This is a genomic window from Photorhabdus akhurstii (assembly GCF_018448925.1).
GTDB lineage: Bacteria > Pseudomonadota > Gammaproteobacteria > Enterobacterales > Enterobacteriaceae > Photorhabdus > Photorhabdus akhurstii.
In genome coordinates this window covers 37,869-61,823 of record NZ_RCWE01000020.1, presented here as the reverse complement: position 1 = coordinate 61,823, position 23,955 = coordinate 37,869, and the positions used below count along the sequence as shown (strand labels likewise).

Genomic DNA, 23,955 nt, shown 5'->3' with positions numbered 1-23,955 from the left:
TCAGGTTTGAGTATCCGACTCGCCTAAAACAAGCGGCCATTGAACATGGCTTTGCCACTGAATTTCCTGCTGTAAAGACTCTGCCCTCAGAGGGTGTTGCATTAGCCAGCCATGAGGTAACGTTATTGTTAACGCTTCACCACTCACTTTTAAACGTAGCGCAGGGAGAGTGTCATCTCGACGGCGGTTAGCGAAGATGATAGCTAACCGCAACAGACGACATAAACGTTGAGCCTGTATCAGAGGTAAGGCGTTTTGTTGATTGAAGGAAAACAAATCAATGGGGCCACTTTGGTTCTTTAGTAATGTGGCTAAGAGTTTTTTCTGTGCGGGCGTATAGCCGGGGAGAGTGAGATAATTGATAAGATAGGCTGCATGTGATGGAGCTTGGTGGAAATCAATACTCAGGCCAATTTCATGTATCAGACAGGCACTTTGTAATAATTCATGACATCGGCTATCCAGCTCCCAAGGTTTCGCAATTTGTGGTAGGAAGTGTTCAGCCAATTGTTTGACTCGTTGAGACTGTTCAACGTCTAACTGAAAACGGCGCTGTATATTACGTAGTGTTCTGGTACGAATATCGGGTTCTATTGGTAAATCCAACATGCCGTAAACAAGACCTTCCCGTAAGGCGCCGCCCGCAAGGATCATACTTTCAATATTTAATGCCTGGAAAATCGCTATCAGGATAGCCAGACCACTTGGGAAAACCAAAGCCCGTTCCAGCGTCAACCCTTCTATTTCCAATTCTTCCAGTTTACCGCATTCAATCGCTTTATGTTTGAGCTCTTGAAGTTTCGGCAAAGTGATCAGCTCGTCCATACCCTGAGCAATCATGATTTCTTGTAGAGCCTGAACGGTGCCGGAAGCGCCTACACAAATCTGCCAACCTTGTTCGGTAAGCTTTGGTGCAATGGGTTTCAACGTTTCATGTGCGGCAGCTTCGGCTTTGGCGAAATTTTCTTCCGTCAGGCTACGGTCATTAAAATAGCCTTCAAGCCAGGTAACACAACCCATACTTAGGCTGGATAACTGAGTGGCTTTTGCACCATTCCCCGTAACCAGTTCTGTACTTGCGCCGCCAATATCGACAACCAGACGTTTTTCAGGGCCGCCAGTTGTATGGGCAACACCTTGATAAATAAGCCGAGCTTCATCTTCGCCACTGATTACCTTAACCGGACAATCAAGGATTTCTGCTGCTTTTTTCACAAAGTCGTCTGAATTTTCAGCGATGCGTAAAGTTGCCGTAGCAACAACACGGATTTGTGATGGTGGTATATCCTGTAAGCGTTCAGAAAAAACCCTGAGACATTGCCAGCCTCTCTCCATCGCCTGTTGAGATAAACGGTTATTTTTATCTAATCCGGCGGCCAGCCTGACTTTACGTTTGATTCGTGCCAGTATCTGCATACTGCCGGATACTTCACGCACAACCAGCATATGAAAACTGTTTGAACCCAGGTCGATAGCCGCATAGAGCGAAGAAGAACTCAGCATCATTATTCAGCCTGAACGTTTACGGTTATTACGTGGTGTATTATTACGATGCGACAAATTGTTACGGCGCTGATGGTTTCCTGAACGCGAACGGTAGCGGCGTTTAGGAGCCGGTAAGTCTTGCAGCAAGGCTTGACTGTTATATTTGCTGACCGGGATAGCGTGCTGAATATAACTTTCAATTGCTGGCAGGTTTAGAGCGTATTCTTCACAGGCCAGGCTGATCGAGTGGCCGCTTTCACCTGCACGACCAGTACGGCCAATGCGGTGGACATAATCCTCACAATCATCGGGTAAGTCATAATTAAATACGTGAGTGACTGACGGAATATGTAATCCACGAGCTGCGACATCAGTGGCAACTAGAACATCAATATTGCCGTTGCTGAATTCTTCTAGAATGCGTAACCGTTTTTTTTGTGCTACATCACCGGTTAGTAACCCAACTCGATGTCCGTCAGCAGCCAGATGCGCCCAGATATCTTCACAACGATGTTTTGTATTGGCGAAAATGATGCAGCGATCAGGCCACTCTTCTTCCAATAACGTTTGAAGCAGGCGCATCTTTTCTTCATTAGAAGGATAAAACAGCTCTTCGCGGATACGGTGTCCCGTTTTCTGTAGCGGTTCCACCTCGACATACTCTGCATGATTCATTTGCTCAAATGCCAATTCTCGGACTCGGTAAGAGAGCGTGGCAGAAAACAGTAGGTTCATACGTTCGTTTGCTGGTGGCATCCGGCGGAATAACCAGCGGATATCTTTGATAAAACCGAGATCGTACATGCGATCAGCTTCATCAAGAATCACAACTTGAACCGCATTCAGATTAATGTGCCCCTGTTTGGTATAGTCGATCAGACGTCCGGTAGTGCCTATAACAATGTCAACACCAGATTCCAGTACTTTTAGCTGCTTGTCGTAACCATCGCCGCCGTAGGCAAGACCCATCTTTAAACCCGTTACCTGTGCCAGATTTTCTGCATCTGAGTAAATCTGTACAGCAAGTTCGCGGGTAGGAGCCATAATCAGCGCTCTTGGCTGATTGGTTTGACGCTCCTCCGCTGCGGGATGAGTCAGTAAATAATGAAAAGCAGACGCTAAAAATGCTAGCGTCTTCCCCGTACCGGTTTGCGCTTGCCCCGCGACATCACGACCTTCGACAGTGAAAGGCAATGTCAATGCTTGTATCGGTGTACAATTAGAAAAACCCTTATTATCAAGAGCTTCTATAACCTTGGGGTGCAAGGCGAAGTCGGAAAACTTCTTTTCTGTCAAGTGTGTTTTACTCATAGTGTGGTAGAATATCAGTTAACCATTGTCTTACGAAAGTGTATCCACTGAAATAAAGGCAACCTTATATCAGTAATGTTACACTAGCATGGTAAAAAATTATTCTTTGGAGTAAAAAATGAGCGAAAAAATTATTCATTTGAGTGACGCTAGCTTTGATACTGATGTTCTTAACGCAGAAGGTCCAGTTCTTGTCGATTTTTGGGCTGCCTGGTGTGGGCCATGTAAAATGATCGCACCTATCTTGGATGAAATTGCCCCAGAATATTCAGGCAAACTGACTATTGCTAAATTGAACATTGATGACAACCCGGCAACAGCTCCTAAGTATGGTATCCGTGGTATTCCTACTCTGTTGCTGTTTAAAGATGGTCAGGTTGCTGCTACTAAAGTGGGAGCATTGTCAAAGACTCAATTGAAAGAATTTTTGGATACTAATCTCTGATTGAAGTGAGCTCACATTAATACCGGGCGTTTAGCGTATATTATTATTTATTTCATTGACCGCTAGACGTCCGTAAAGAAGCGTGATAAGTTAGCGCCACTGCTTGTATCACATACATCATGTTAGAAGTATGTTGCATACTGAATAATCTGTAGTGTCTGATAAGTCTGTTATCTCTGGATAGTCTAAAATATCCAATGGGTTATACGGGAATAATCTGGCGTATAGCTCGTTACGTTGAGATAGTTTTTATCGAAATCAGTAATGTTTCAGCATTATCTCAACAGCGTTTTTGACAGCCTGTCAGTCTTATTTGAGTTCAATCTTAGTACTTCAAATTATTACCTTTTTATATGAATAACGTATTAAAGGTCTGATTTGTTTTTTGTACAAAATAAACAGGCACCGATCGATGACGCTGCCATACTATTCACGTTCATAGTTCGAGATATACCCCGAGTTTAAGAACCCACCATTATGAATCTTACCGAATTAAAGAATACGCCGGTATCTGAACTGATTACACTCGGCGAAAATATGGGGCTGGAAAATCTAGCCCGTATGCGTAAACAAGATATTATCTTCTCTATCCTTAAGCAGCATGCGAAAAGCGGAGAAGATATCTTCGGTGATGGCGTGTTGGAGATATTGCAGGATGGATTTGGATTCCTCCGTTCAGCAGACAGTTCCTACCTTGCCGGCCCCGATGATATCTACGTTTCTCCTAGCCAAATCCGTCGTTTTAACCTCCGTACCGGTGACACAATTTCAGGTAAAATCCGTCCACCTAAAGAAGGTGAACGCTATTTTGCCCTGTTGAAGGTTAACGAAGTTAATTTTGACAAACCAGAAAATGCCCGTAGTAAAATTCTTTTTGAAAACTTAACTCCTCTGCATGCTAATAGCCGTTTGCGTATGGAGCGTGGTAATGGTTCCACTGAGGACTTGACTGCTCGTGTTCTGGATCTGGCGGCGCCGATTGGCCGTGGACAACGTGGTCTAATCGTCGCGCCACCAAAAGCGGGTAAGACGATGTTGCTGCAAAATATTGCTGCTAATATTGCTCACAATCATCCAGATTGTGTATTGATGGTACTTCTGATTGATGAACGTCCAGAAGAAGTTACTGAAATGCAACGTCTGGTAAAAGGTGAGGTTATTGCTTCTACTTTTGATGAGCCAGCTTCTCGTCATGTTCAGGTGGCAGAGATGGTTATTGAGAAAGCAAAACGTCTGGTTGAACACAAAAAAGACGTGATTATCCTGCTTGACTCTATTACTCGTTTAGCACGTGCTTATAACACTGTTGTCCCTGCATCCGGTAAGGTATTGACTGGTGGTGTGGATGCTAATGCGTTACATCGTCCGAAACGTTTCTTCGGTGCGGCGCGTAATGTGGAAGAGGGCGGAAGCCTGACCATTATTGCGACTGCGTTGGTGGATACGGGTTCCAAGATGGATGAAGTGATTTACGAAGAGTTCAAAGGTACTGGTAACATGGAGCTGCATCTCTCCCGTAAAATTGCTGAAAAACGCGTCTTCCCAGCTATCGATTACAACCGTTCTGGTACACGTAAAGAAGAGTTACTCACCACCTCTGAAGAGTTACAGAAAATGTGGATTCTGCGCAAAATTATTCATCCGATGGGAGAAATTGATGCGATGGAATTCCTTATCAACAAACTGGCTATGAGCAAAACGAATGACGATTTCTTTGACATGATGAAACGTTCATAGTTTTTAACCCAGTTCATGATCATTTTAATCAGCGCCACAGTTTCGTGGCGTTTTTTGTATCCGCCATACTGTTATAGCACTATATATGGCATGTATTTTGCTAGCTATATATGTTGCCATATATTTGAAATAAGCATTAAAAGAATGATGTAAGAATATAAAGGCCATTAATTTTTTCATAATAAACAATGTCTTCATAAGCTCGGGTGCTCGTGAGGGTAGATCTTGGCTAGAAAATTATATGTTTTCGGTTGATAAATGACCAGGGTGTGTTTACTTTTTACAGAGAGTTATCATCGTGAATATTCTCAGCATGAATATTGAAATTTTTTATGTTTTTCTGTTTTCTTTTGCGTTTTTGTTTATGGCACGCAAAATAGCAAAGAGAGTTGGCCTTGTTGATAAACCCAATTATCGTAAGTGTCATCAAGGGTTAGTGCCTCTGGTTGGGGGAATATCAATATTTGTTGGGATTTGTTTTGCTTTTGTTATCACAAAAGAATTTATTCCTCACAAGTGGTTATATTTGGTTTGTGCTGGTGTGTTGGTATTTATCGGCGCATTGGATGACCGTTTTGACATTAGCGTTAAGGTCCGGGCAACCATCCAAGCTTTGGTTGGTATTGCGATGATGTATTTTGCTGGCCTGAAATTAGATAGTCTTGGTTATGCTTTCGGCCCTTGGGACATGACACTTGGACCGTTTAGTTATGTTGTGACACTATTTGCTGTCTGGGCTGCTATCAATGCATTCAATATGGTTGATGGGATAGATGGATTATTAGGTGGATTATCCTGTGTCTCCTTCGGTGCTTTGGGGATCTTACTGTATCAAAGTGGTAATACGGCACTAGCATTATGGTGTTTTGCATTTATTGCTGCCATTCTCCCTTATATTGTTCTTAATCTTGGTTTATTAAGCCAACGCTTCAAAGTATTTATGGGAGATGCGGGCAGTACACTGATTGGTTTTACCATTATCTGGCTGCTCATTGAATCTACTCAGGGGAATGAACATCCTGTTAATCCAGTTACTGCGTTGTGGGTTGTTGCCATTCCATTAATGGATATGGTTGCTATTATGTATCGCCGGTTACGGAAAGGGATGAGTCCATTTTCTCCTGACAGGCAACATATTCACCACCTAATTATGCGGTCTGGATTCTCATCTCGTCAGGCTTTTATTTTAATCACTGTTGCTGCCGCTTTATTAGCCGCTATCGGAATTACCGGAGAATGGCTGGAATTTGTGCCTGAGTGGGTAATGTTGGCACTGTTCTTGCTTGCATTTGTGTTGTATGGCTATTGCCTCAAGCGTGTATGGAAGGTAGCTCGTTTTATTAAACGGCAAAAGCGTCGTATGCGCCGTTCAGCTAACCATTAAACATCTATTATCAGCAGAGGTTCTGTGCAGTGATAAAATCAGAAACGAAATCTATTCAGGATGAACAAGCTCTGGAGCATGAGCTGGATATTAGAGCCTTGTGCAGTGCGCTATGGCGTGGAAAGATATGGATTGTTGTACTGGCAATAATTTTCGCAACCGCGGCGCTAGGAGCATCTTATTTGATGCAGCAAAAATGGAGTGCCACAGCAATCACGGATCTGCCTACGACTAATCAGTTGGGGAGTTATTACTCCCAGCAGCAATTTTTGCGCAATCTGGATACTCACATTAACATTTCACCGGAAACTCAGTTACCGTCTATTTCAGAAGAAGCCTATAAGGAGTTCATCACCCAGATTGCAGCATATGATACTCGCCGTGAATTCTGGTTGAAATCTGATTATTACAAGCAGCAGCAGGAGGGCGATGCCAGAGCTGATGCGGCTTTATTAGATGAATTAGTCAATAATATTCAGTTTATTCCCCATGATGATAAAAAAGTGCTGAATGACAGCATTAAATTGACCGCTGAGTCTTCTGGACAAGCAAATCAACTCCTGCGCCAGTACATTGCTTTTGCCAATAGTCGTGCCAGTACTCATTTAAATGATGAAGTAAAAGGTGCATGGGTTACCCGTGCCCAATCTGTGGATGCACTGGTTAAGCGCCAGAAAATGGTCGCTAAAGCGCTTTATAACCGCGAAATGAATGTATTACAGCAATCCTTGAAAATTGCGGAAAAACAAGGGATTCGGCGCAATCAAACGGATATGCCGGTGGATCAGTTGCCCGATTCAAAAATGTTTATGTTAGGGGCGCCGTTGTTACAGGCTCAACTTGAGACTTTAGAAGCAATAGGGCCTAAGTATAATGTGGACTATGACCAGAATATTGCAATGTTAGCAGCATTGGATGTTCTCCCGACGCAGGATCAATTCCAGGCTTACCGCTATTTGAGAACACCAGAGGAGCCGATTACCAGAGATAGTCCTCGTAGAATGTTCTTGATGATCATGTGGGGGGCAGTTGGTGCTTTAGTGGGTGTCGGCGTGGCGTTGATTAAATGTTCGCGTAAATAATCAGATAATTATTAGAAATAACTATTTCTGAAGGGATATCTTCTGCAACTCCAGCAGCAGGAGTAAATAGCATTAAGAGTATTGTTTGCAGGAAAATCTGCAAGTTACTGACTATAAGAGAGTCACTGTGAAAGTGTTGACTGTGTTTGGTACTCGGCCGGAGGCCATTAAGATGGCTCCGCTAGTACACGCATTGGCAAAGGATGAAGCCTTCGAAGCGAAAGTATGTGTCACCGCCCAACATCGGGAAATGTTGGATCAGGTGTTACACCTTTTTGAGATCACTCCCGATTTTGATCTCAATATTATGAAATCAGGGCAAGATCTAACGGATATTACTTGTCGTATTTTGGCAGGATTAAAGCCTGTTTTAGCAGAATTTAAGCCTGATGTTGTATTGGTTCACGGAGATACGACAACAACGATGGCAACCAGTTTGGCTGCGTTCTACCAACGTATCCCTGTTGGTCACATTGAAGCTGGATTAAGAACGGGTGATCTTTATTCCCCTTGGCCGGAAGAGGCGAACCGTAAGATTGCTGGACATCTGGCAATGTATCATTTTGCTCCGACGGAAAACTCTCGTAAGAATTTACAGAAAGAATCAATTACAGATAATCGAGTTTTTGTTACCGGAAATACAGTGATTGATGCATTGCTGTGGGTACGTGATCGAATAATGAATGATGAGGCAATGCGAAGTAAGCTAGCGAAGCACTACCCGTTTATTGATACTAATAAAAAAATGATCCTAGTGACGGGGCATCGTCGTGAGAGTTTTGGTGGCGGATTTGAGCGAATTTGTGAAGCTTTGGCACAGATAGCCCGCGCTCATCCAGATGTGCAAGTCGTCTATCCGGTTCATCTAAACCCGAATGTCAGTGAGCCAGTAAAGCGCATTTTGCATGATATTGATAACATTATTCTCATCAAACCCCAGGATTATTTGCCATTTGTTTATCTAATGAACCATGCCTATATGATCCTGACAGATTCTGGTGGTATTCAGGAAGAAGCTCCTTCTTTAGGAAAACCGGTGTTAGTGATGCGTAACACGACTGAACGGCCAGAGGCGGTTGATGCTGGAACGGTACGTTTGGTAGGAACAGAAACAAAAACTATTGTGGAAGAGGTGACTCGATTGTTGACAGACGATGCTGCCTATCAGCAAATGAGCCGCGCTCATAATCCTTACGGGGATGGCGATGCCTGTCAACGTATTCTCGACGCTTTGAAAAAAATCAGGTGACACTATGAGCTTTGAAACTATTTCTGTTATTGGTCTTGGTTATATTGGTTTGCCAACGGCGGCAGCGTTTGCATCCCGCAATAAGAAAGTCATTGGCGTGGATGTGAATCAGCATGCAGTAGAAACCATCAACCGTGGTGCAATTCATATTGTAGAACCGGATCTAGACAAAGTGGTGAAAGTTGCCGTAGAAGGCGGTTACCTGAAAGCCGTGATTGCTCCGTTACCAGCAGATGCTTTTCTGATAGCTGTTCCGACGCCTTTTAAAGGCGATCACGAGCCGGATATGACGTATGTCCGTTCCGCAGCCGAATCTGTAGCTCCGGTGCTGAAAAAAGGTGATCTGGTTATTCTGGAATCTACCTCACCAGTAGGCGCGACGGAGCAGATGGCGGAATGGCTGGCCGCAGCGCGTCCTGATTTAACTTTCCCACAACAGGTTGGAGAGGAATCTGATATTGATATCGCTTACTGTCCTGAACGTGTGTTGCCAGGACAAGTTATGGTTGAATTAATTAAGAATGACCGCGTTGTTGGCGGTATGACGTCAAAATCTTCGACCAGAGCTAGTGAGCTGTATAAAATTTTCCTTGAAGGTGAATGTGTTGTCACTAATTCAAGAACGGCAGAAATGTGTAAGCTGACAGAAAACAGTTTCCGAGATGTAAACATTGCATTCGCCAACGAACTTTCCCTGATTTGTGCTGATCAAGGTATCAACGTGTGGGAACTGATCAGTTTGGCAAATCGCCACCCGCGTGTAAATATTCTCCAACCAGGTCCTGGCGTGGGTGGTCATTGTATTGCAGTTGATCCGTGGTTCATTGTTTCTCAAAACCCGAAACAATCACGTCTTATTCATACAGCACGTATGGTTAATGATGACAAACCATTGTGGGTTGTGGATCAAGTAAAAGCGGCTGTTGCGGATTGTTTAGCTGAAAGTGGAAAACGTGCAAGCGAAGTGAAAATTGCCTGTTTTGGTTTGGCGTTTAAACCAAATATTGACGATTTGCGTGAGAGCCCGGCGGCACATATCACCGGTATGATTGCGCAATGGCATGCAGGTGAAACGCTGGCTGTAGAACCTCATGTTCATGAATTACCTGCTTCCTTGAAGGAAATAACTCGATTAGTTAATCTGGAAAAGGCGCTGAAAGAAGCAGATATCCTGTTGATGCTGGTGGATCATAATCAGTTTAAAGCTGTAAATAGTCATGAAATTAAACAGAAGTGGATTGTGGATACAAAAGGAGTCTGGCGTTGAGACGTATTCTAATCACAGGTGGTGCGGGTTTTATTGGCTCCGCGGTTGTGCGACATATCATTGATAATACAGAAGACAGCGTGGTTGTGGTCGATAGCCTGACTTACGCCGGTAATCTGGCGTCTCTTGCCCCGGTTGCGGATAGCCCTCGTTATGCGTTTGAACAGGTTGATATCTGTCAACGTGGAGCGCTGGATCGGGTCTTTGAACAATATCAGCCGGACTGTGTGATGCATCTGGCGGCAGAAAGCCATGTGGATCGCTCTATTGATGGCCCTGCGGCATTTATCGAAACCAACATTGTGGGTACTTATACTTTGTTGGAAGCTGCGCGTGCTTTCTGGCAGAAACTCAGCGAAGAGAAACAGGCTGTTTTCCGTTTTCACCACATTTCAACAGATGAAGTGTATGGTGATTTACATGATGAAGAGGGCTTTTTTACCGAAACAACACCTTATGCGCCAAGCAGTCCATATTCGGCGTCCAAAGCGTCCAGCGATCATCTGGTAAGAGCATGGCACCGGACTTATGGTTTACCGGTCATTATCACCAATTGTTCTAATAACTATGGCCCTTACCATTTCCCGGAAAAACTGATCCCACTGATGATCTTAAATGCATTAGCAGGAAAATCTTTACCGGTATATGGTGAAGGGAAACAAATTCGCGATTGGTTGTATGTGGAAGACCATGCCAGAGCGCTCTATTTGGTTGTGACAGAAGCTGAACCGGGCACAACCTACAATATTGGTGGTCATAATGAGCGCAAAAATATTGATGTGGTTTGTGCGATTTGTGAGCTGTTGGAAGAATTTTGTCCTGAGAAACCCGCGGGTATTGCTTATTATCGAGACTTGATTACTTATGTTGCGGATCGCCCAGGCCATGATATGCGTTATGCCATTGATGCGGCAAAAGTTGAGCGTGAGCTAGGCTGGAGGCCACAAGAGACATTTGAATCAGGTATTCGCAAAACAGTTCAATGGTATTTAGAAAATGAAAACTGGTGGCGTAAAGTTCAAGACGGCTCTTATGCCGGTGAACGCCTTGGATTAGGTAAAAACTGAATGACGATGGGGGCAGTAAATATGAAAGGGATCATTCTGGCAGGTGGATCAGGAACCCGGTTGCATCCGATAACACAGGGTGTTTCCAAACAATTACTGCCAATTTATGATAAGCCGATGATTTACTATCCTTTGTCAGTACTCATGCTAGCAGGGATACGTGATATTCTGATTATCTCTACACCAGAAGATTTACCTTCTTTCCGCCGACTATTAGGTGATGGTGACAGATTTGGTATTCACTTAAGCTATAAAGAACAGCCATCACCGGATGGTTTGGCTCAGGCATTTTTGATTGGTGAGGAGTTCATCAACGGCGGGCCTTGCTGCTTGGTATTGGGAGACAATATCTACTTTGGACAAGGGTTTAGCCCAAAACTGAGAAATGTTGTGTCTCGTGGAAAAGGGGCGACTGTTTTTGGTTATCAAGTGATGGATCCTGAGCGATTTGGGGTGGTGGAATTTGATGACGCGTTCCGTGTTCTTTCTATTGAGGAAAAACCAGAAAAGCCAAAATCCAACTGGGCGGTAACGGGGCTCTATTTCTACGATAATCAAGTAGTAGATTTTGCTAAGCAGGTCAAGCCTTCTGCCAGAGGTGAACTAGAGATTACCAGTATTAACCAGATGTATTTGGAACGTGGCGAACTAAACATTGAGTTGTTAGGGCGTGGTTTTGCCTGGTTGGATACTGGCACTCATGACAGCTTGATTGAGGCCAGCACTTTTGTACAGACCGTTGAGAAACGTCAGGGCTTTAAGATCGCCTGTCTTGAAGAGATTGCTTGGCGTAATGGTTGGCTGGATGATGTACAGTTAAGAGAAACAGTAAAATCCTTGTCAAAAACTGGCTATGGTCAATATCTGCTGGATCTGCTCCATGTCCGTGCGCGCCAATATTGAACCATTAGAGTGGGATAGCCACTATTTTGGGTTGTCTACCGCTCGCCTTGATTTCACACCTGATGCCGGTCTGCTAACCTCATCTCAGTTAGATCAGTATGCTTTAGTGCAAGCTAAAGTACCTGCGCAGCGATTGGATCTTATTGATGGCTTATCCGCGTTGGGCTTTTCGCTAGTGGAAGGGGAAGTCGACTTTTCCTTAATGATTGGCATAGAAAATGCTAAAGACAACTCTGAAAGTAATCTACTTTCGGCTGAGCGGCGGGATATCCCGATGTTGAAAGAGGTGGCTTCCAACGTATTTCCTTTAAGTCGTTTTCGAACCCCGTGGTATCAACCACAGGATAGTGGTCGTTTTTACGCGACTTGGGTTGAAAAAGCGGTATTGGGGACATTTGATCATCAATGTTTACTGGTAAACGGAGATAGTGGGCAACCCGCAGGATTTGTTACTTTACGAGATATTGGGGCTGGAGAGGCTCGTATGGGTTTGTTGGCCGTATTCCCAGAAAATATTGGTTGTGGTATTGGCTCAAAATTGATGTTGGCGGCGCAGCAGTGGTGTCAACGCCACCAAATACGGCAGTTAAGGATTGCGACACAAACCAGCAACATCGCTGCTTTGCGCCTTTATACACGCAGTGGTGCGTTTGTTGAAAGCACCGCGTATTGGTTATATAGGGGATGAAATGATTCCATTTAACAAACCACCAGTAGTTGGCACTGAATTAGATTACATGAAGCAAGCAATGGAGAGCGGTAAGCTTTGCGGGGATGGTGGTTTCACCAAACGTTGTGAAGAGTGGATGGAACAACATTTCAATTGTCCGAAAGTTCTATTAACACCATCCTGTACCGCTGCATTGGAAATGGCGGCTATTTTGCTGAATATCCAACCCGGTGATGAAGTTATTATGTCGAGCTTCACTTTCGTTTCCAGTTCTAACGCGTTTGTGCTGCGTGGAGCAACCATTGTATTCGTGGATATTCGCCCGGATACCATGAATATTGATGAAACCAAAATCGAAGCAGCAATTACAGCTAAAACACGCGTGATTGTTCCGGTGCATTACGCCGGCGTGGCCTGTGAAATGGATACCATTATGGCTCTGGCAGATAAATATAACCTGTTTGTCGTGGAAGATGCTGCGCAGGGGGTAATGTCTACTTATAAAGGGCGTGCGCTGGGAACTATCGGACACATTGGTTGCTATAGTTTCCACGAAACAAAAAACTACTCTTCTGGTGGTGAAGGTGGTGCTGCGCTTATCAATGATCAATCACTGATTTCCCGTGCGGAAATTGTTCGCGAAAAAGGGACTAATCGTAGCCAGTTTTTCCGTGGCCAAGTTGATAAATATACTTGGCGCGATATCGGTTCGAGTTATCTGATGTCGGAGCTTCAGGCTGCTTATTTATGGGCACAATTAGAAGAGGCTGAGAAAATCAATGAGCGTCGCCTTGCCTTGTGGAATACCTATTATCAAGCATTAAAACCGCTGGCTGATGCTGATCTCTTGACATTGCCTGTCATACCGGAAGGGTTGGAGCATAATGCTCATATGTTCTATATCAAGCTGAAAGATGTTGAAGAACGTTCAGCATTCAATAGTTATATGAAAGACGCTGGTGTGCTAACGGTATTCCATTATGTTTCTCTGCACACCAGCCCCGGTGGTGAAAAATTTGGCCGCTTCCAAGGGGAAGATCATTTTACTACCTGCGAAAGTGATCGTCTGGTGCGTTTACCGATGTTTTACAACATAACAGACGCTGAACAGCAGATTGTCATCAAACATATTCGGGAATACTTCGCCTGATATGTCGTTAGCTAAAGCATCAATATGGACTGCGGGCTCCACGCTGATAAAAATCGGTGTGGGGCTTTTGATCGTTAAATTACTGGCGGTTGCTTTTGGCCCCAGTGGGGTTGGGCAGGCGGGTAATTTCCGTCAACTTATCACTGTGCTTGGGGTGTTGGCTGGCGCTGGTATTTTTAATGGCGTGACTAAATATGTAGCTGAATATCAACAGCAGCCGGAAAGATTGCGTGCGGTACTGGGAACATCTTCTGCCATTATCCTTGGGTTTTCCACGCTGTTGGCGGTAATTTTTTTGCTGTTTAGCGGTGCTATCAGTATTGGGTTATTTGGTCATCAAGATTATGAGCCCGTTGTGCAAGCACTCGCCTTTATTCAAATGGGGATTGCTTTTGCCAACTATTTCTTGGCTATTTTGAAAGGATACCGAGATGCCCAGAGGAATGCGTTGGCGATTATTTTAGGTAGCGTGATTGGCGTGATGGCCTATTATCTCTGTTTTTTCCTTGGTGGGTATGAAGGTGCCTTGGCGGGTTTGGCTTTAGTGCCTGCATTAATTATATTTCCCGCGGGATTGATGGTTTGGCGTCTCAAAGCGGTATCTATTTCAAGTTTTAAGCCCATGTGGGATAAGGTACTGGCTGGTCAGCTTGGCAAATTTACCCTTATGGCTCTGCTGACTTCTATTACTTTACCGGTTGCCTACATTATGATGCGAAATCTGCTGGCAGCGCATTATAGTTGGCACGATGTGGGTATCTGGCAAGGTGTAAGCAGTATTTCCGATGCTTACCTGCAATTTATCACAGCATCTTTTACTGTTTATCTGTTGCCAACGCTTTCACGGTTGCAGGGTAAGAGCGAAATATCAAACGAGATAGTTAAGGCGCTGAAATTTGTTTTGCCTGCTGTGGCGGTTGCAAGTTTTACTGTATGGCTGTTGCGTGATTTTGCCATTTGGTTACTGTTTTCTGACAAATTTACTGCTATGCGTGATCTCTTTGCCTGGCAGTTGGTGGGTGATGTTCTGAAAGTGGGCGCTTATGTTTTTGGCTATCTGGTGATTGCTAAGGCTGCGTTGCGTTTTTATGTGTTGACAGAAGTTAGCCAGTTTTTATTGCTTACTGGTTTTGCCCACTGGCTCATTCCTGTAAACGGAGCATTAGGTGCAGCGCAAGCCTATATGGCAACTTACATTATTTATTTCACCCTTTGTTGTGGTGCATTTCTTATTTATCGTAGGCGAGCATGACAACCCTAATTCATGTTTTGGGATCTGATATTCCACATCACAATCGAACAGTATTGCGCTTTTTTAATGACGTCTTAGCACAAGAAATTGGTTTTTTAGCCAAACCGAAGTTTATGGTGGTGACCAGGAATCGAGCTTTATTGGATGATTGCCCGGCATTGGAGATGGAATTCTTCGACAGTAAAAAATCTCTGGCGCAGGCTGTTATTGTTCAAGCCCGTTCAGATAGAGATTGTCGGTTTTTTTTTCACGGCCAATTTAATGTAAGTTTGTGGTTGGCGCTGTTGTCAGGAAAAATCAAACGTAATCAGTTTTGGTGGCATGCCTGGGGTGCTGATCTGTATGAAGACTCCAATCAGTTAAAATTCCGTCTATTCTATTTCTTGCGTCGTCTGGCACAGCGTCGGGTAGGGCATGTGTTTGCGGTTCGTGGAGATCTCTATTTTTATTCTCAACATCATCCGAACGTACCAACATCATTGCTCTATTTTCCAACCAGAATGGAACCTGCTTTGGCAATTGCAGAAAGAACACCTGTTGAAGATGGCAAAATGACCATTTTGTTGGGGAATTCCGGTGATCGATCGAACCGCCATATTACGGCATTGAAAACTATTCATAAACAGTTTGGCGATAAGGTGCGAATCATTATCCCAATGGGTTATCCCGAAAACAATCAGGTTTATATTAATCAGGTCGAACAAGCTGCTTTATCACTGTTCCGGCCAGAAAATTTGAACATTATTAAGCAAAATATGGCGTTTGATGATTATCTGGCATTACTGAGCCGTTGTGATTTAGGGTATTTCATGTTTAATCGCCAGCAAGGGATTGGAACAATTTGTCTGTTGATACAATTTGGCGTGCCATTTGTACTCAGTCGTCAGAATCTTTTTTGGCAAGATTTGACAGAACAGCAAGTGCCGGTGTTTTTCGCTGGTGATCCTTTAGATAACCAGCTGATTGCGGAAGCGCAACGGCAGATGCTCTCTTTAGACAGAAACTCGATAGCTTTCTTTAGCCCGAACTTTATTGATGGCTGGCGGCAGGCGCTAGCGAAAGCGGTGGGAGAGCAGCAATGACTTTAACGCAGTTTGGCGGATTATTTGTTGTTTACTTGATATCACTGGTTTTCATCCTGACGTTGACTTATCAGGAATTCCGGCGTGTACGTTTTAATTTTAATATATTCTTCTCATTGCTTTATTTGCTGACATTCTATTTTGGCTTCCCGCTGACGTGTCTATTAGTTTTCCAATTTGATGTTGAAGTGGTGCCTGTTGATGCCTTACTACATGCTCTACTGGCTTCGACCTGTTTTTATGGTATTTATTACGTCAGTTATAAAACACGGCTAAGAAAGCCGTCTATACAGCCTAAAGCACCGGTATTTACCATGAACCGGGTAGAAACTAACTTTACATGGTTACTACTGGCATCAGTTGCGGTGGTGACAGTGGGGCTGTTCTTTATGCAAAATGGTTTTCTACTGTTTAAGTTACAGTCGTACAGTCAAATTTTTTCCAGTCAGGTTTCCGGTGTTGCCCTAAAACGGTTCTTTTACTTCTTTATTCCTGCCATGTTGGTGGTCTATTTCTTGAAGCCGACACAGTTACGTTGGCTGTTTTTTCTGATGAGCACAGTTGCTTTTGGGATACTGACTTATGTCATTGTTGGCGGAACACGGGCTAATATTATCATTGCGTTCGCGTTGTTTCTGTTTATTGGCATTGTGCGTGGTTGGATAACCTTGTGGATGTTGGTAACGGCGGGTGCAATAGGGATTGTTGGCATGTTTTGGTTGGCGCTCAAACGTTATAGTTTGGATGTCAGTGGTGCAGAAGCGTTTTATACTTTCCTCTACCTGACAAGGGATACTTTCTCACCGTGGGAAAATTTTGCGTTACTGCTGAATAACTACGACAAAATTGATTTTCAGGGGTTAGCGCCTATTATCCGTGATTTCTATGTCTTTATTCCAAGTTGGCTTTGGCCAGGACGACCTGATGCTGTGTTGAATTCTGCGAATTATTTTACTTGGGAAGTACTGGATAACCACTCTGGTCTGGCAATCTCCCCGACTCTGATAGGCTCTCTGGTTGTGATGGGGGGCGTGTTGTTTATTCCGGTTGGTGCGATTGTTGTTGGATTGATAATTAAGTGGTTTGACTGGATTTATGAATTAGGAAAACAGGAGACTAATCGTTATAAGGCCGCTATCTTGCAGGCATTTTGCTTTGGCGCGATCTTCAACATGATTGTGTTAGCTCGCGAAGGAGTGGATTCATTTGTTTCCCGTGTGGTGTTTTTCTGTATTATTTTTGGCTTATGTCTGGTAATTGCTAAGTTGTTGTACTGGTTATTTGAGAGTGCGGGGCTGATTAAAAAGTATCTGACTAGCAACTTGGTTGTATCACAAAAACGTCCGCTGCAATGTGAGGAAAGAAAATGGAGCTAAACAATATTCCTAAATACAGTATTCGTGGTTTGAATATTTGGGGCTTCCGCGATATGGCGCACTTTCTTGACCATATTTTTCAACGCGGACAGGTAAAAACGGGTACTTTAGTTGCGATTAATGCGGAAAAAGTTCTGACGGCAGAGGAAGATCAAGCTTTAAGTACACTGCTGAGTGACGCAGAATATCTGTATGCTGATGGTATCAGTATTGTACGTGCTATTCGCCGTAAATACCCGGGTGCTGAAATTTCTCGTGTAGCGGGTGCTGATTTATGGGAAGCCATCATGGAGCGTGCCGGCAAAGAAGGCACGCCTATTTTTCTGGTTGGAGGTAAACCAGAGATATTGGAACAGACGGAAAGTAAACTGCTAGCTCAGTGGAACGTCAATATTGTTGGCAGCCAGAACGGTTATTTCACGCCAGAAGAACGTAATGCTGTTTTTGAACGGATTCATGCCAGCGGTGCGGCGATTGTGACAGTTGCAATGGGATCGCCTAAACAGGAAGTTTTTATGCGTGACTGTCGAAAAATTCATTCGGATGCGTTGTATATGGGAGTTGGCGGTACTTATGACGTATTTACCGGCCATGTAAAACGTGCGCCAAAAGCATGGCAGAATTTGGGGCTTGAATGGCTTTATCGCTTGTTATCACAACCGAGCCGTATTCGTCGCCAGTTTAAATTACTGAAATTTCTTGGATATTATTACAGTGGTCGTCTGTAAATCCGCTTCTTGCCTGTTGTGTGAATTTTCGACAGGTGATGCTTTCGTCAGTCGATACAATGAATTTATTCCACAATATTTATCTAACAGTTTGATCCTGCCGGGTTTTCACTATTTGTAGTTAATTATTGGATAATTTTTTATTCCACTCAGTGGAAAAACATGTTTTGATCCCTGACCTTTTTATGGCTGATTAACATCAGTCTTGTGCGTTTTTATTTACACATTACAACATATAACAATGGACAGGGAATTTATGGCAGATCAACAACATAGCTTGCAACGGGGCTTAGAAGCCCGTCATATAGAGCTGATCGCATTAGGCGGCACAATTGGTGTCGGTCTGTTTATGGGCTCGGCTAGTACACTGAAATGGGCTGGCCCTTCCGTTTTGCTGGCTTATATTATTGCCGGAATTTTTGTTTTTTTCATTATGCGATCGATGGGAGAAATGCTGTTTCTTGAACCTGTCACAGGTTCTTTCGCCTCTTTTGGGCATAAATATCTCAGCCCATATTGGGGATGCCTCACCGCTTGGGGCTATTGGTTTATGTGGGTAGCGGTAGGAATATCAGAAATAACGGCTATCGGGGTTTATGCTGAGTTCTGGTTCCCTGAACTGCCCCAGTGGGTATCTGCATTGATTGCGGTGGCATTGGTTGCTTTGGCTAACCTTGCGGCGGTACGTCTTTATGGTGAGCTGGAATTTTGGTTTGCGATGATTAAGGTGACCACAATTATCGTCATGATCCTGATTGGTTTGGGATTGATATTTTTCGGTATTGGTAATCAATGGCAGCCTATTGGGTTAGATAATCTGACTGCGCATGGCGGTTTCTTTGCGGGTGATTGGCAAGGGTTTTTGTTTGCGCTCTGTATTGTGGTTGCCTCTTATCAGGGGGTGGAGTTGGTTGGTATCACTGCGGGGGAAGCGAAGAACCCTCAGGTGACATTGAAGAAAGCGATTAACAATATTCTCTGGCGTATCCTGATTTTCTACGTGGGCGCGATCTTTATTGTCGTTACATTATTTCCGTGGACAGAAGTGGGTTCACAGGGCAGCCCGTTTGTAATGACATTTACCAAAGTCGGGATCACCTCAGCGGCAGCCGTGATTAACTTTGTTGTATTGACGGCTGCGCTTTCCGGCTGTAACAGCGGCATGTACAGTGGTGGAAGGATGCTCTATGCGCTGGCACAAAACCGTCAGCTACCTTCATCACTGACGAAATTGTCAAAGAATGGGGTGCCGGTAATCTGTATTGCTATTACAATCCTGTGCTTGATAGTAGGCTCTAGTTTGAATTACTTGATCCCAAATCCGCAGGCGGTTTTTGTTTATGTATACAGTGCCAGCGTGTTACCGGGAATGGTGCCGTGGTTTGTTATTCTGATGAGCCAATTGCGTTTTCGTCAGCACCATCAACAAGCACTGAAACAACATGGTTTTAAATCTATCCTGTTCCCCTATGTCAATTATCTGACATTGGCATTTTTATGTTGTGTGTTGATTGGTATGGCAATTAACCCGGATACCCGTTTCTCATTGCTGGTAGGTGGGGGATTTTTGTTGATAGTGTCACTGATTTATTGGTTGGTGACGTTTTTTAACGGTAAAAAACTCAAGGTCTGATCGACTGATTTACTGTCACAGTGGTAGTGAGTAGGGAAATTAAGGGCTGGCTTTATCTACGAAATGAACAAGGTGTAATCAAACGCATCATTTCTTTAAAAAAGCGCTGGACAGTAGATCATTAAATCCGTACTATCCCCATCCGCAACGGCGTTAAGCGCCCGTAGCTCAGCTGGATAGAGCGCTGCCCTCCGGAGGCAGAGGTCTCAGGTTCGAATCCTGTCGGGCGCGCCATTATTTGCGTGCAAGAGCTGCGGTGGTGTATTACGCTGTTGGTAGTTAAGTATTTAGCAGTAAATAGCTGTTATGGTGGCTATAGCTCAGTTGGTAGAGCCCTGGATTGTGATTCCAGTTGTCGTGGGTTCGAGTCCCATTAGCCACCCCATCTTTTTTATGACACGCGAGGGTGGCGGAATTGGTAGACGCGCTAGCTTCAGGTGTTAGTGTCCTTACGGACGTGGGGGTTCAAGTCCCCCCTTTCGCACCATAAAAAAGAGAAAAGAAGATACAGAAAATTTCGGCGAGTAGCGCAGCTTGGTAGCGCAACTGGTTTGGGACCAGTGGGTCGGAGGTTCGAATCCTCTCTCGCCGACCAAATTCTAAAAGAACCCTGCATTGCAGGGTTTTTTGCGTTTTATCCCTTTTGTCCCCCCCGACTTTTTGTTTCCTTATCCTATCCATGTACCTTCAAGTTGTTCTCTGCTGATGAAAATTTAGTGGATTATTTTTTGAAAATAACTATTTGTTTTATATGGGAATTTCTTATTTTTTGTATTTTGACGACAATTGATATATTGGCTGTCTCAAATAAGAGACTTATAACGAATTGAATTATAATGAAAATAATAAATGCCTTATGTTTTGTCTCAAATAAGAGACAGTGCATAAAATGGATTTTGTGGTGATTCGATTTCTTGTTGTAATAAATAGAGAAATAGCTGATGAAGCGAGGCAGCTTTCATTTGAATAAAAGTTGGCACGCTAAATGCATTATTATAGGAGTAGATGCTCATCCTATTTCTTATGATTGCATATGCTTCATAAACCCAGGGATGATGCAGAGCCGATTATCGGTGCCTATTGTCCATGTCACAGATGAGTAAGATATAACTTTCTTTTCATCGCCGGCCGGACTCAACGTTGAGTGAGGCACTATCCGTCTGTAGACCTGATTGTATTTGTACACCTATCTTTGTTTTTAAGGTAGGTGTTTTTTTTATTTCTAAAAGATATATTTGGTAGGTTTATATACTGTTTAGGTATTACTATCTAATATAAACACAACTGAAAATATGATGGTTAGTTTTTTGCTATAAAATTAATTCGGTTACTTCGTTCCTAAACTTATCTTAAGGGAAATATTAATGTCAAAAATGATTGGATGCTTTGGTTGTGGTCGAATGTTGCATGAGTCTGCACAATCATGCCCACATTGTGGCGCAATGATAAAGGCTTATTCTTCTGGTAGTAAAAACCGAATTGTTGCTGCACTGTTGGCGTTTTTTCTTGGTTACATTGGCGCTCATAAATTTTATCTGGGCAAAATCGGTATGGGGGTTTTATATCTGCTATTTTGCTGGACATTTATCCCTGTACTTATCGCATTTATTGAATTTATTATTTATCTTTGCACTTCCGATGAAGATTTTGCCAGAAAATATGGTTAGAAAAATGCCCCGTGTGGGGCATTTTTAATCAGCGGCATGAAGGTTTGCTAATAAAAATGGCAATGGATGAGAGATCACAACGTTACAGTGCTAGCTGATACTATTGCTATTAACGAGATCACTCTTCACTACATTACTCTCGCGCTTCAAAGTGAGCATTAATCCCTCGCGCCGAACTTGTGCGGCCTCTTCAGGTTTACGCAGTTTATCCAATGCATCTGCTAACCAGGCATAATCATGTGCATCAGGACGTTGGGCTAATGCGGTTTTAAAGTCTTTTACTGCTTTTTCCCATTCTCCGTGACGCAAAGCAACTTGTCCAAGCGTACTGTTTAGCAGGGGAGTTGAACCATGTTGTTTTAACTGATGATCTAGCGCGTTTTGTATCGGCTTTGGATCTTCGCTTTTTAAGCGTGGGATCAATAAGAGTAAACGTTCGTCGTATTGGCGTTTTAAACTTTCCAAAATGATCTTTTGTGCCGTCTCATGGTCATCACATTCAATTAAATGTTCAGATATTGCAACTTGTAAAGCCACATCATGGCGAATTTTTCGGCTTTGATCATGCCACCAACGTTTTAAGCCTTCGCTGCCTTGTTCTGCCATGTACTGATTCATCAGACCGATATAGGCTTGCTGGCGCAATTTGTGAATTTGTAACTCATCATGTAGATGGATTTTTTCCATTACCGGTAGTATATCAATCAGTGACTGGTAAGCTCCTGATTTCATATAAGCTTGTTCAGCCAGGCGTAAGACTTCTGGATGGCGCGAAGCCTGATTTAATAGCTTGTCTACACCATGACGGGCTGCATGAATTTCACCTTGCGCAAGTTGAATGCGTACACGAGTAATGTCCACCGGTAACTGATTATTGTCTGCGACTTCTGCCGCACGTTGCAGATATTGATTGGTACGGAATTCATCCCCGCGTTGTTGAGCTGCTTCAGCCGCCAGTAAATAGTTGACCACAGGTTGTTCTGCATGATCAGCGTTACGGGTCAGTAATTGCTCAACTTGTTTGAAATCACCTTCTGCCAGTTTGATCAGCGCTGCTTTTGTTTGAGCACGGGCACGGCTGCGTTTGCGTCCAAGGAACCAGCCACGGGTACGTGAGCTTGTGCGTATAACTCTACGGTAGCACCAGCCAATGAGGCAGAGTGCCAGTTGTAAAAGAACAAATATAATGAACAGGCCGGTAACACTGGTTTCAATGTTGTAATTGTCGGTTTGAATCAGAACATATCCCTGATGGCCGGCAACGATTGGGCCAAGCACAATACCAACAATGAGTACCACAAACAGTAATAGAACTTTCAGCATAACTTAACCCTCCTGATTGGTGTCAGAGGATTGGGAAAGTAAGCTGCGAACCCGGGTTTGCATCAATTTTTCCAGTAAAGGCTGGCTTGAAAGTTGGTCTGGCGCAGTGATGGAAACAGGCTGTTGGCTTAATGAATCGATTTCTTCCAGGAATGCTTTGGTATTGGGATCGTTGATATCAAAGTAAGCTCTAACCCAAGTTGAAACCGTTTCTAATGACTGTTTAAAAACTTCACCTTGATGACGTGGTATTGCTTGGGCGGCAATCAACAGGCGGGCTCGGATATTCTCGCGTAGATAGATATCTTGATTTGGCGCCAGTAATGGCTCTGCTGCGGTATCCCGGCGACGGATGGTAATGAAATTATCCATGAAACTCTTCCAGCTTTTGCTCAGATTCTGGCGCCATTCAGATAACGTACCGGTTAATTCATCATTATCTTCGTCCATTGGCGAGCCATCGGTTGTATTGTCAGCCAGACGCAGGTTATCTACCTGGTTAGAAAGCTGATTAACTCGCAGGATAATGCCGTCAAAATCAATCTGACTAATGGCGGATAATGTACTGATGTCTTGTGTAATTGCTCGACGGATTTCAATCAAGCTTGGATCATTCATTTCAGCGAGACTGGCATCGGCATTTTTCAACAGAGCCGCGGCAGTGACTATATCTTGATCATTCCATAATTTCCGGCCTGCCATTTTGACCAAAAAATCAGCTTGTGCTAGTAGCCAGCTTTTTACATCAGAACTGGATAACGCAGAGATTTTGGCCTGTAACTCTTGTAGGCTATTACCCAGTTGCTCATTTTGTGCGGAGAAATGGCTTAAAGCCTGTGATTGTTCTTTAAACAGCGCTTCAATATGCTGTTTATCCTGTGACTGCTGTTGTTTCAGTGATTCCAGTTGTTGGCGTAGCTCATGGTTCTCCGCACTCAGTAAATGGCTTTGTTGCTGTCCGTAATAATAAAGACCGCCGCCGATTGCCAGCATGATTGCAATAGCAATCATGTTTTTTAGCGTGCCAGAACGTTTTTGCTTTTGAGGCTCGGTTTCGGGCTGTTGCGAGTTTTCAACCGTAGTTTTTGTTTGTTCAACTGTCTCGGCGGACTGTTTTTGCTCCGTCATAGTGGGCATCCCATGT

The 23,955-nt window shown here is 43.7% G+C and carries 20 protein-coding genes and 4 tRNA genes; 20 read left to right on the top strand and 4 right to left on the bottom strand.

What is annotated here, in order from left to right; all coding sequences use genetic code 11:
• Both gppA and rhlB read right to left on the bottom strand, forming a co-directional pair.
• Positions 1 to 1,503, bottom strand: coding sequence for a guanosine-5'-triphosphate,3'-diphosphate diphosphatase (gene gppA / locus EAE93_RS17910; RefSeq protein ID WP_040150248.1), 1,503 nt, complete (start codon positions 1,501 to 1,503; stop codon positions 1 to 3).
• Between the two features lie 6 nt (positions 1,504 to 1,509).
• The gene (gene rhlB, locus EAE93_RS17905; RefSeq protein WP_036809883.1) at positions 1,510 to 2,796 is read right to left on the bottom strand and encodes an ATP-dependent RNA helicase RhlB; all 1,287 of its coding nucleotides are present in this window, start codon (positions 2,794 to 2,796) and stop codon (positions 1,510 to 1,512) included.
• Between the two features lie 118 nt (positions 2,797 to 2,914).
• On the opposite strand from rhlB, the gene trxA reads away from it, so the two are divergent.
• The 20 genes from trxA (at position 2,915) to EAE93_RS17805 (ending at position 21,488) form a co-directional block, all read left to right on the top strand.
• Positions 2,915 to 3,241, top strand: a complete 327-nt coding sequence (gene trxA / locus EAE93_RS17900) for a thioredoxin TrxA (RefSeq protein ID WP_036809886.1) — start codon at positions 2,915 to 2,917, stop codon at positions 3,239 to 3,241.
• A 477-nt stretch (positions 3,242 to 3,718) separates the two neighbouring features.
• Entirely contained in the window at positions 3,719 to 4,978 is a 1,260-nt protein-coding gene (gene rho / locus EAE93_RS17895) for a transcription termination factor Rho (RefSeq protein ID WP_011148733.1), read from the top strand.
• A gap of 298 nt (positions 4,979 to 5,276) precedes the next feature.
• Positions 5,277 to 6,362, top strand: a complete 1,086-nt coding sequence (wecA, locus tag EAE93_RS17890; RefSeq protein ID WP_040150219.1) for a UDP-N-acetylglucosamine--undecaprenyl-phosphate N-acetylglucosaminephosphotransferase — start codon at positions 5,277 to 5,279, stop codon at positions 6,360 to 6,362.
• A 29-nt stretch (positions 6,363 to 6,391) separates the two neighbouring features.
• Positions 6,392 to 7,444: an ECA polysaccharide chain length modulation protein gene (gene wzzE, locus EAE93_RS17885; protein WP_214040245.1), complete on the top strand. Its 1,053-nt coding sequence runs from the start codon at positions 6,392 to 6,394 to the stop codon at positions 7,442 to 7,444.
• A 127-nt stretch (positions 7,445 to 7,571) separates the two neighbouring features.
• On the top strand, positions 7,572 to 8,693 hold the full coding sequence (gene wecB / locus EAE93_RS17880; protein ID WP_036779676.1) for a non-hydrolyzing UDP-N-acetylglucosamine 2-epimerase: 1,122 nt from the start codon (positions 7,572 to 7,574) through the stop codon (positions 8,691 to 8,693).
• Between the two features lie 4 nt (positions 8,694 to 8,697).
• Positions 8,698 to 9,960 (top strand): UDP-N-acetyl-D-mannosamine dehydrogenase, encoded by a 1,263-nt coding sequence (gene wecC, locus EAE93_RS17875; RefSeq protein ID WP_214040244.1) that lies wholly within the window; start codon positions 8,698 to 8,700, stop codon positions 9,958 to 9,960.
• Complete coding sequence (gene rffG, locus EAE93_RS17870) at positions 9,957 to 11,027, top strand: dTDP-glucose 4,6-dehydratase (protein ID WP_214040243.1); 1,071 nt, start codon at positions 9,957 to 9,959, stop codon at positions 11,025 to 11,027. The genes wecC and rffG overlap by 4 nt, the downstream gene beginning before the upstream one ends.
• Positions 11,028 to 11,048: 21 nt before the next feature.
• The gene (rfbA, locus tag EAE93_RS17865) at positions 11,049 to 11,930 is read left to right on the top strand and encodes a glucose-1-phosphate thymidylyltransferase RfbA (RefSeq protein ID WP_036810343.1); all 882 of its coding nucleotides are present in this window, start codon (positions 11,049 to 11,051) and stop codon (positions 11,928 to 11,930) included.
• Positions 11,908 to 12,618: a dTDP-4-amino-4,6-dideoxy-D-galactose acyltransferase gene (gene rffC, locus EAE93_RS17860; RefSeq protein WP_036809895.1), complete on the top strand. Its 711-nt coding sequence runs from the start codon at positions 11,908 to 11,910 to the stop codon at positions 12,616 to 12,618. Before rfbA ends, rffC begins: the two co-directional genes overlap by 23 nt.
• Position 12,619: 1 nt before the next feature.
• Positions 12,620 to 13,750, top strand: a complete 1,131-nt coding sequence (gene rffA / locus EAE93_RS17855) for a dTDP-4-amino-4,6-dideoxygalactose transaminase (RefSeq protein WP_040150210.1) — start codon at positions 12,620 to 12,622, stop codon at positions 13,748 to 13,750.
• Between the two features lies 1 nt (position 13,751).
• On the top strand, positions 13,752 to 15,002 hold the full coding sequence (gene wzxE / locus EAE93_RS17850) for a lipid III flippase WzxE (protein WP_214040242.1): 1,251 nt from the start codon (positions 13,752 to 13,754) through the stop codon (positions 15,000 to 15,002).
• Entirely contained in the window at positions 14,999 to 16,084 is a 1,086-nt protein-coding gene (locus tag EAE93_RS17845; protein WP_214040241.1) for a TDP-N-acetylfucosamine:lipid II N-acetylfucosaminyltransferase, read from the top strand. The genes wzxE and EAE93_RS17845 overlap by 4 nt, the downstream gene beginning before the upstream one ends.
• A complete protein-coding gene (gene wzyE / locus EAE93_RS17840) occupies positions 16,081 to 17,460 on the top strand; it encodes an ECA oligosaccharide polymerase (protein ID WP_036809904.1) in 1,380 nt (459 codons plus the stop codon). Before EAE93_RS17845 ends, wzyE begins: the two co-directional genes overlap by 4 nt.
• The gene (wecG, locus tag EAE93_RS17835) at positions 17,451 to 18,188 is read left to right on the top strand and encodes a lipopolysaccharide N-acetylmannosaminouronosyltransferase (protein WP_214040240.1); all 738 of its coding nucleotides are present in this window, start codon (positions 17,451 to 17,453) and stop codon (positions 18,186 to 18,188) included. Before wzyE ends, wecG begins: the two co-directional genes overlap by 10 nt.
• Before the next feature lie 256 nt (positions 18,189 to 18,444).
• A complete protein-coding gene (gene thrP / locus EAE93_RS17830; protein WP_214040239.1) occupies positions 18,445 to 19,821 on the top strand; it encodes a bifunctional threonine/serine APC transporter ThrP in 1,377 nt (458 codons plus the stop codon).
• Positions 19,822 to 19,978: 157 nt separating this feature from the next.
• Positions 19,979 to 20,055 (top strand) — tRNA-Arg (locus EAE93_RS17825).
• A gap of 75 nt (positions 20,056 to 20,130) precedes the next feature.
• Positions 20,131 to 20,206: transfer RNA gene (locus EAE93_RS17820), tRNA-His, on the top strand.
• Between the two features lie 15 nt (positions 20,207 to 20,221).
• Positions 20,222 to 20,308: transfer RNA gene (locus tag EAE93_RS17815), tRNA-Leu, on the top strand.
• A 31-nt stretch (positions 20,309 to 20,339) separates the two neighbouring features.
• Positions 20,340 to 20,416 (top strand) — tRNA-Pro (locus EAE93_RS17810).
• 769 nt (positions 20,417 to 21,185) lie between these two features.
• Complete coding sequence (locus tag EAE93_RS17805; protein ID WP_036809912.1) at positions 21,186 to 21,488, top strand: NINE protein; 303 nt, start codon at positions 21,186 to 21,188, stop codon at positions 21,486 to 21,488.
• Positions 21,489 to 21,578: 90 nt separating this feature from the next.
• Here the strand turns inward: EAE93_RS17805 and hemY are convergent, their stop codons facing one another.
• Both hemY and hemX read right to left on the bottom strand, forming a co-directional pair.
• Complete coding sequence (gene hemY / locus EAE93_RS17800; RefSeq protein ID WP_214040238.1) at positions 21,579 to 22,811, bottom strand: protoheme IX biogenesis protein HemY; 1,233 nt, start codon at positions 22,809 to 22,811, stop codon at positions 21,579 to 21,581.
• 3 nt (positions 22,812 to 22,814) lie between these two features.
• Entirely contained in the window at positions 22,815 to 23,939 is a 1,125-nt protein-coding gene (hemX, locus tag EAE93_RS17795) for a uroporphyrinogen-III C-methyltransferase (protein WP_214040237.1), read from the bottom strand.
• Positions 23,940 to 23,955: the final 16 nt, after the last annotated feature.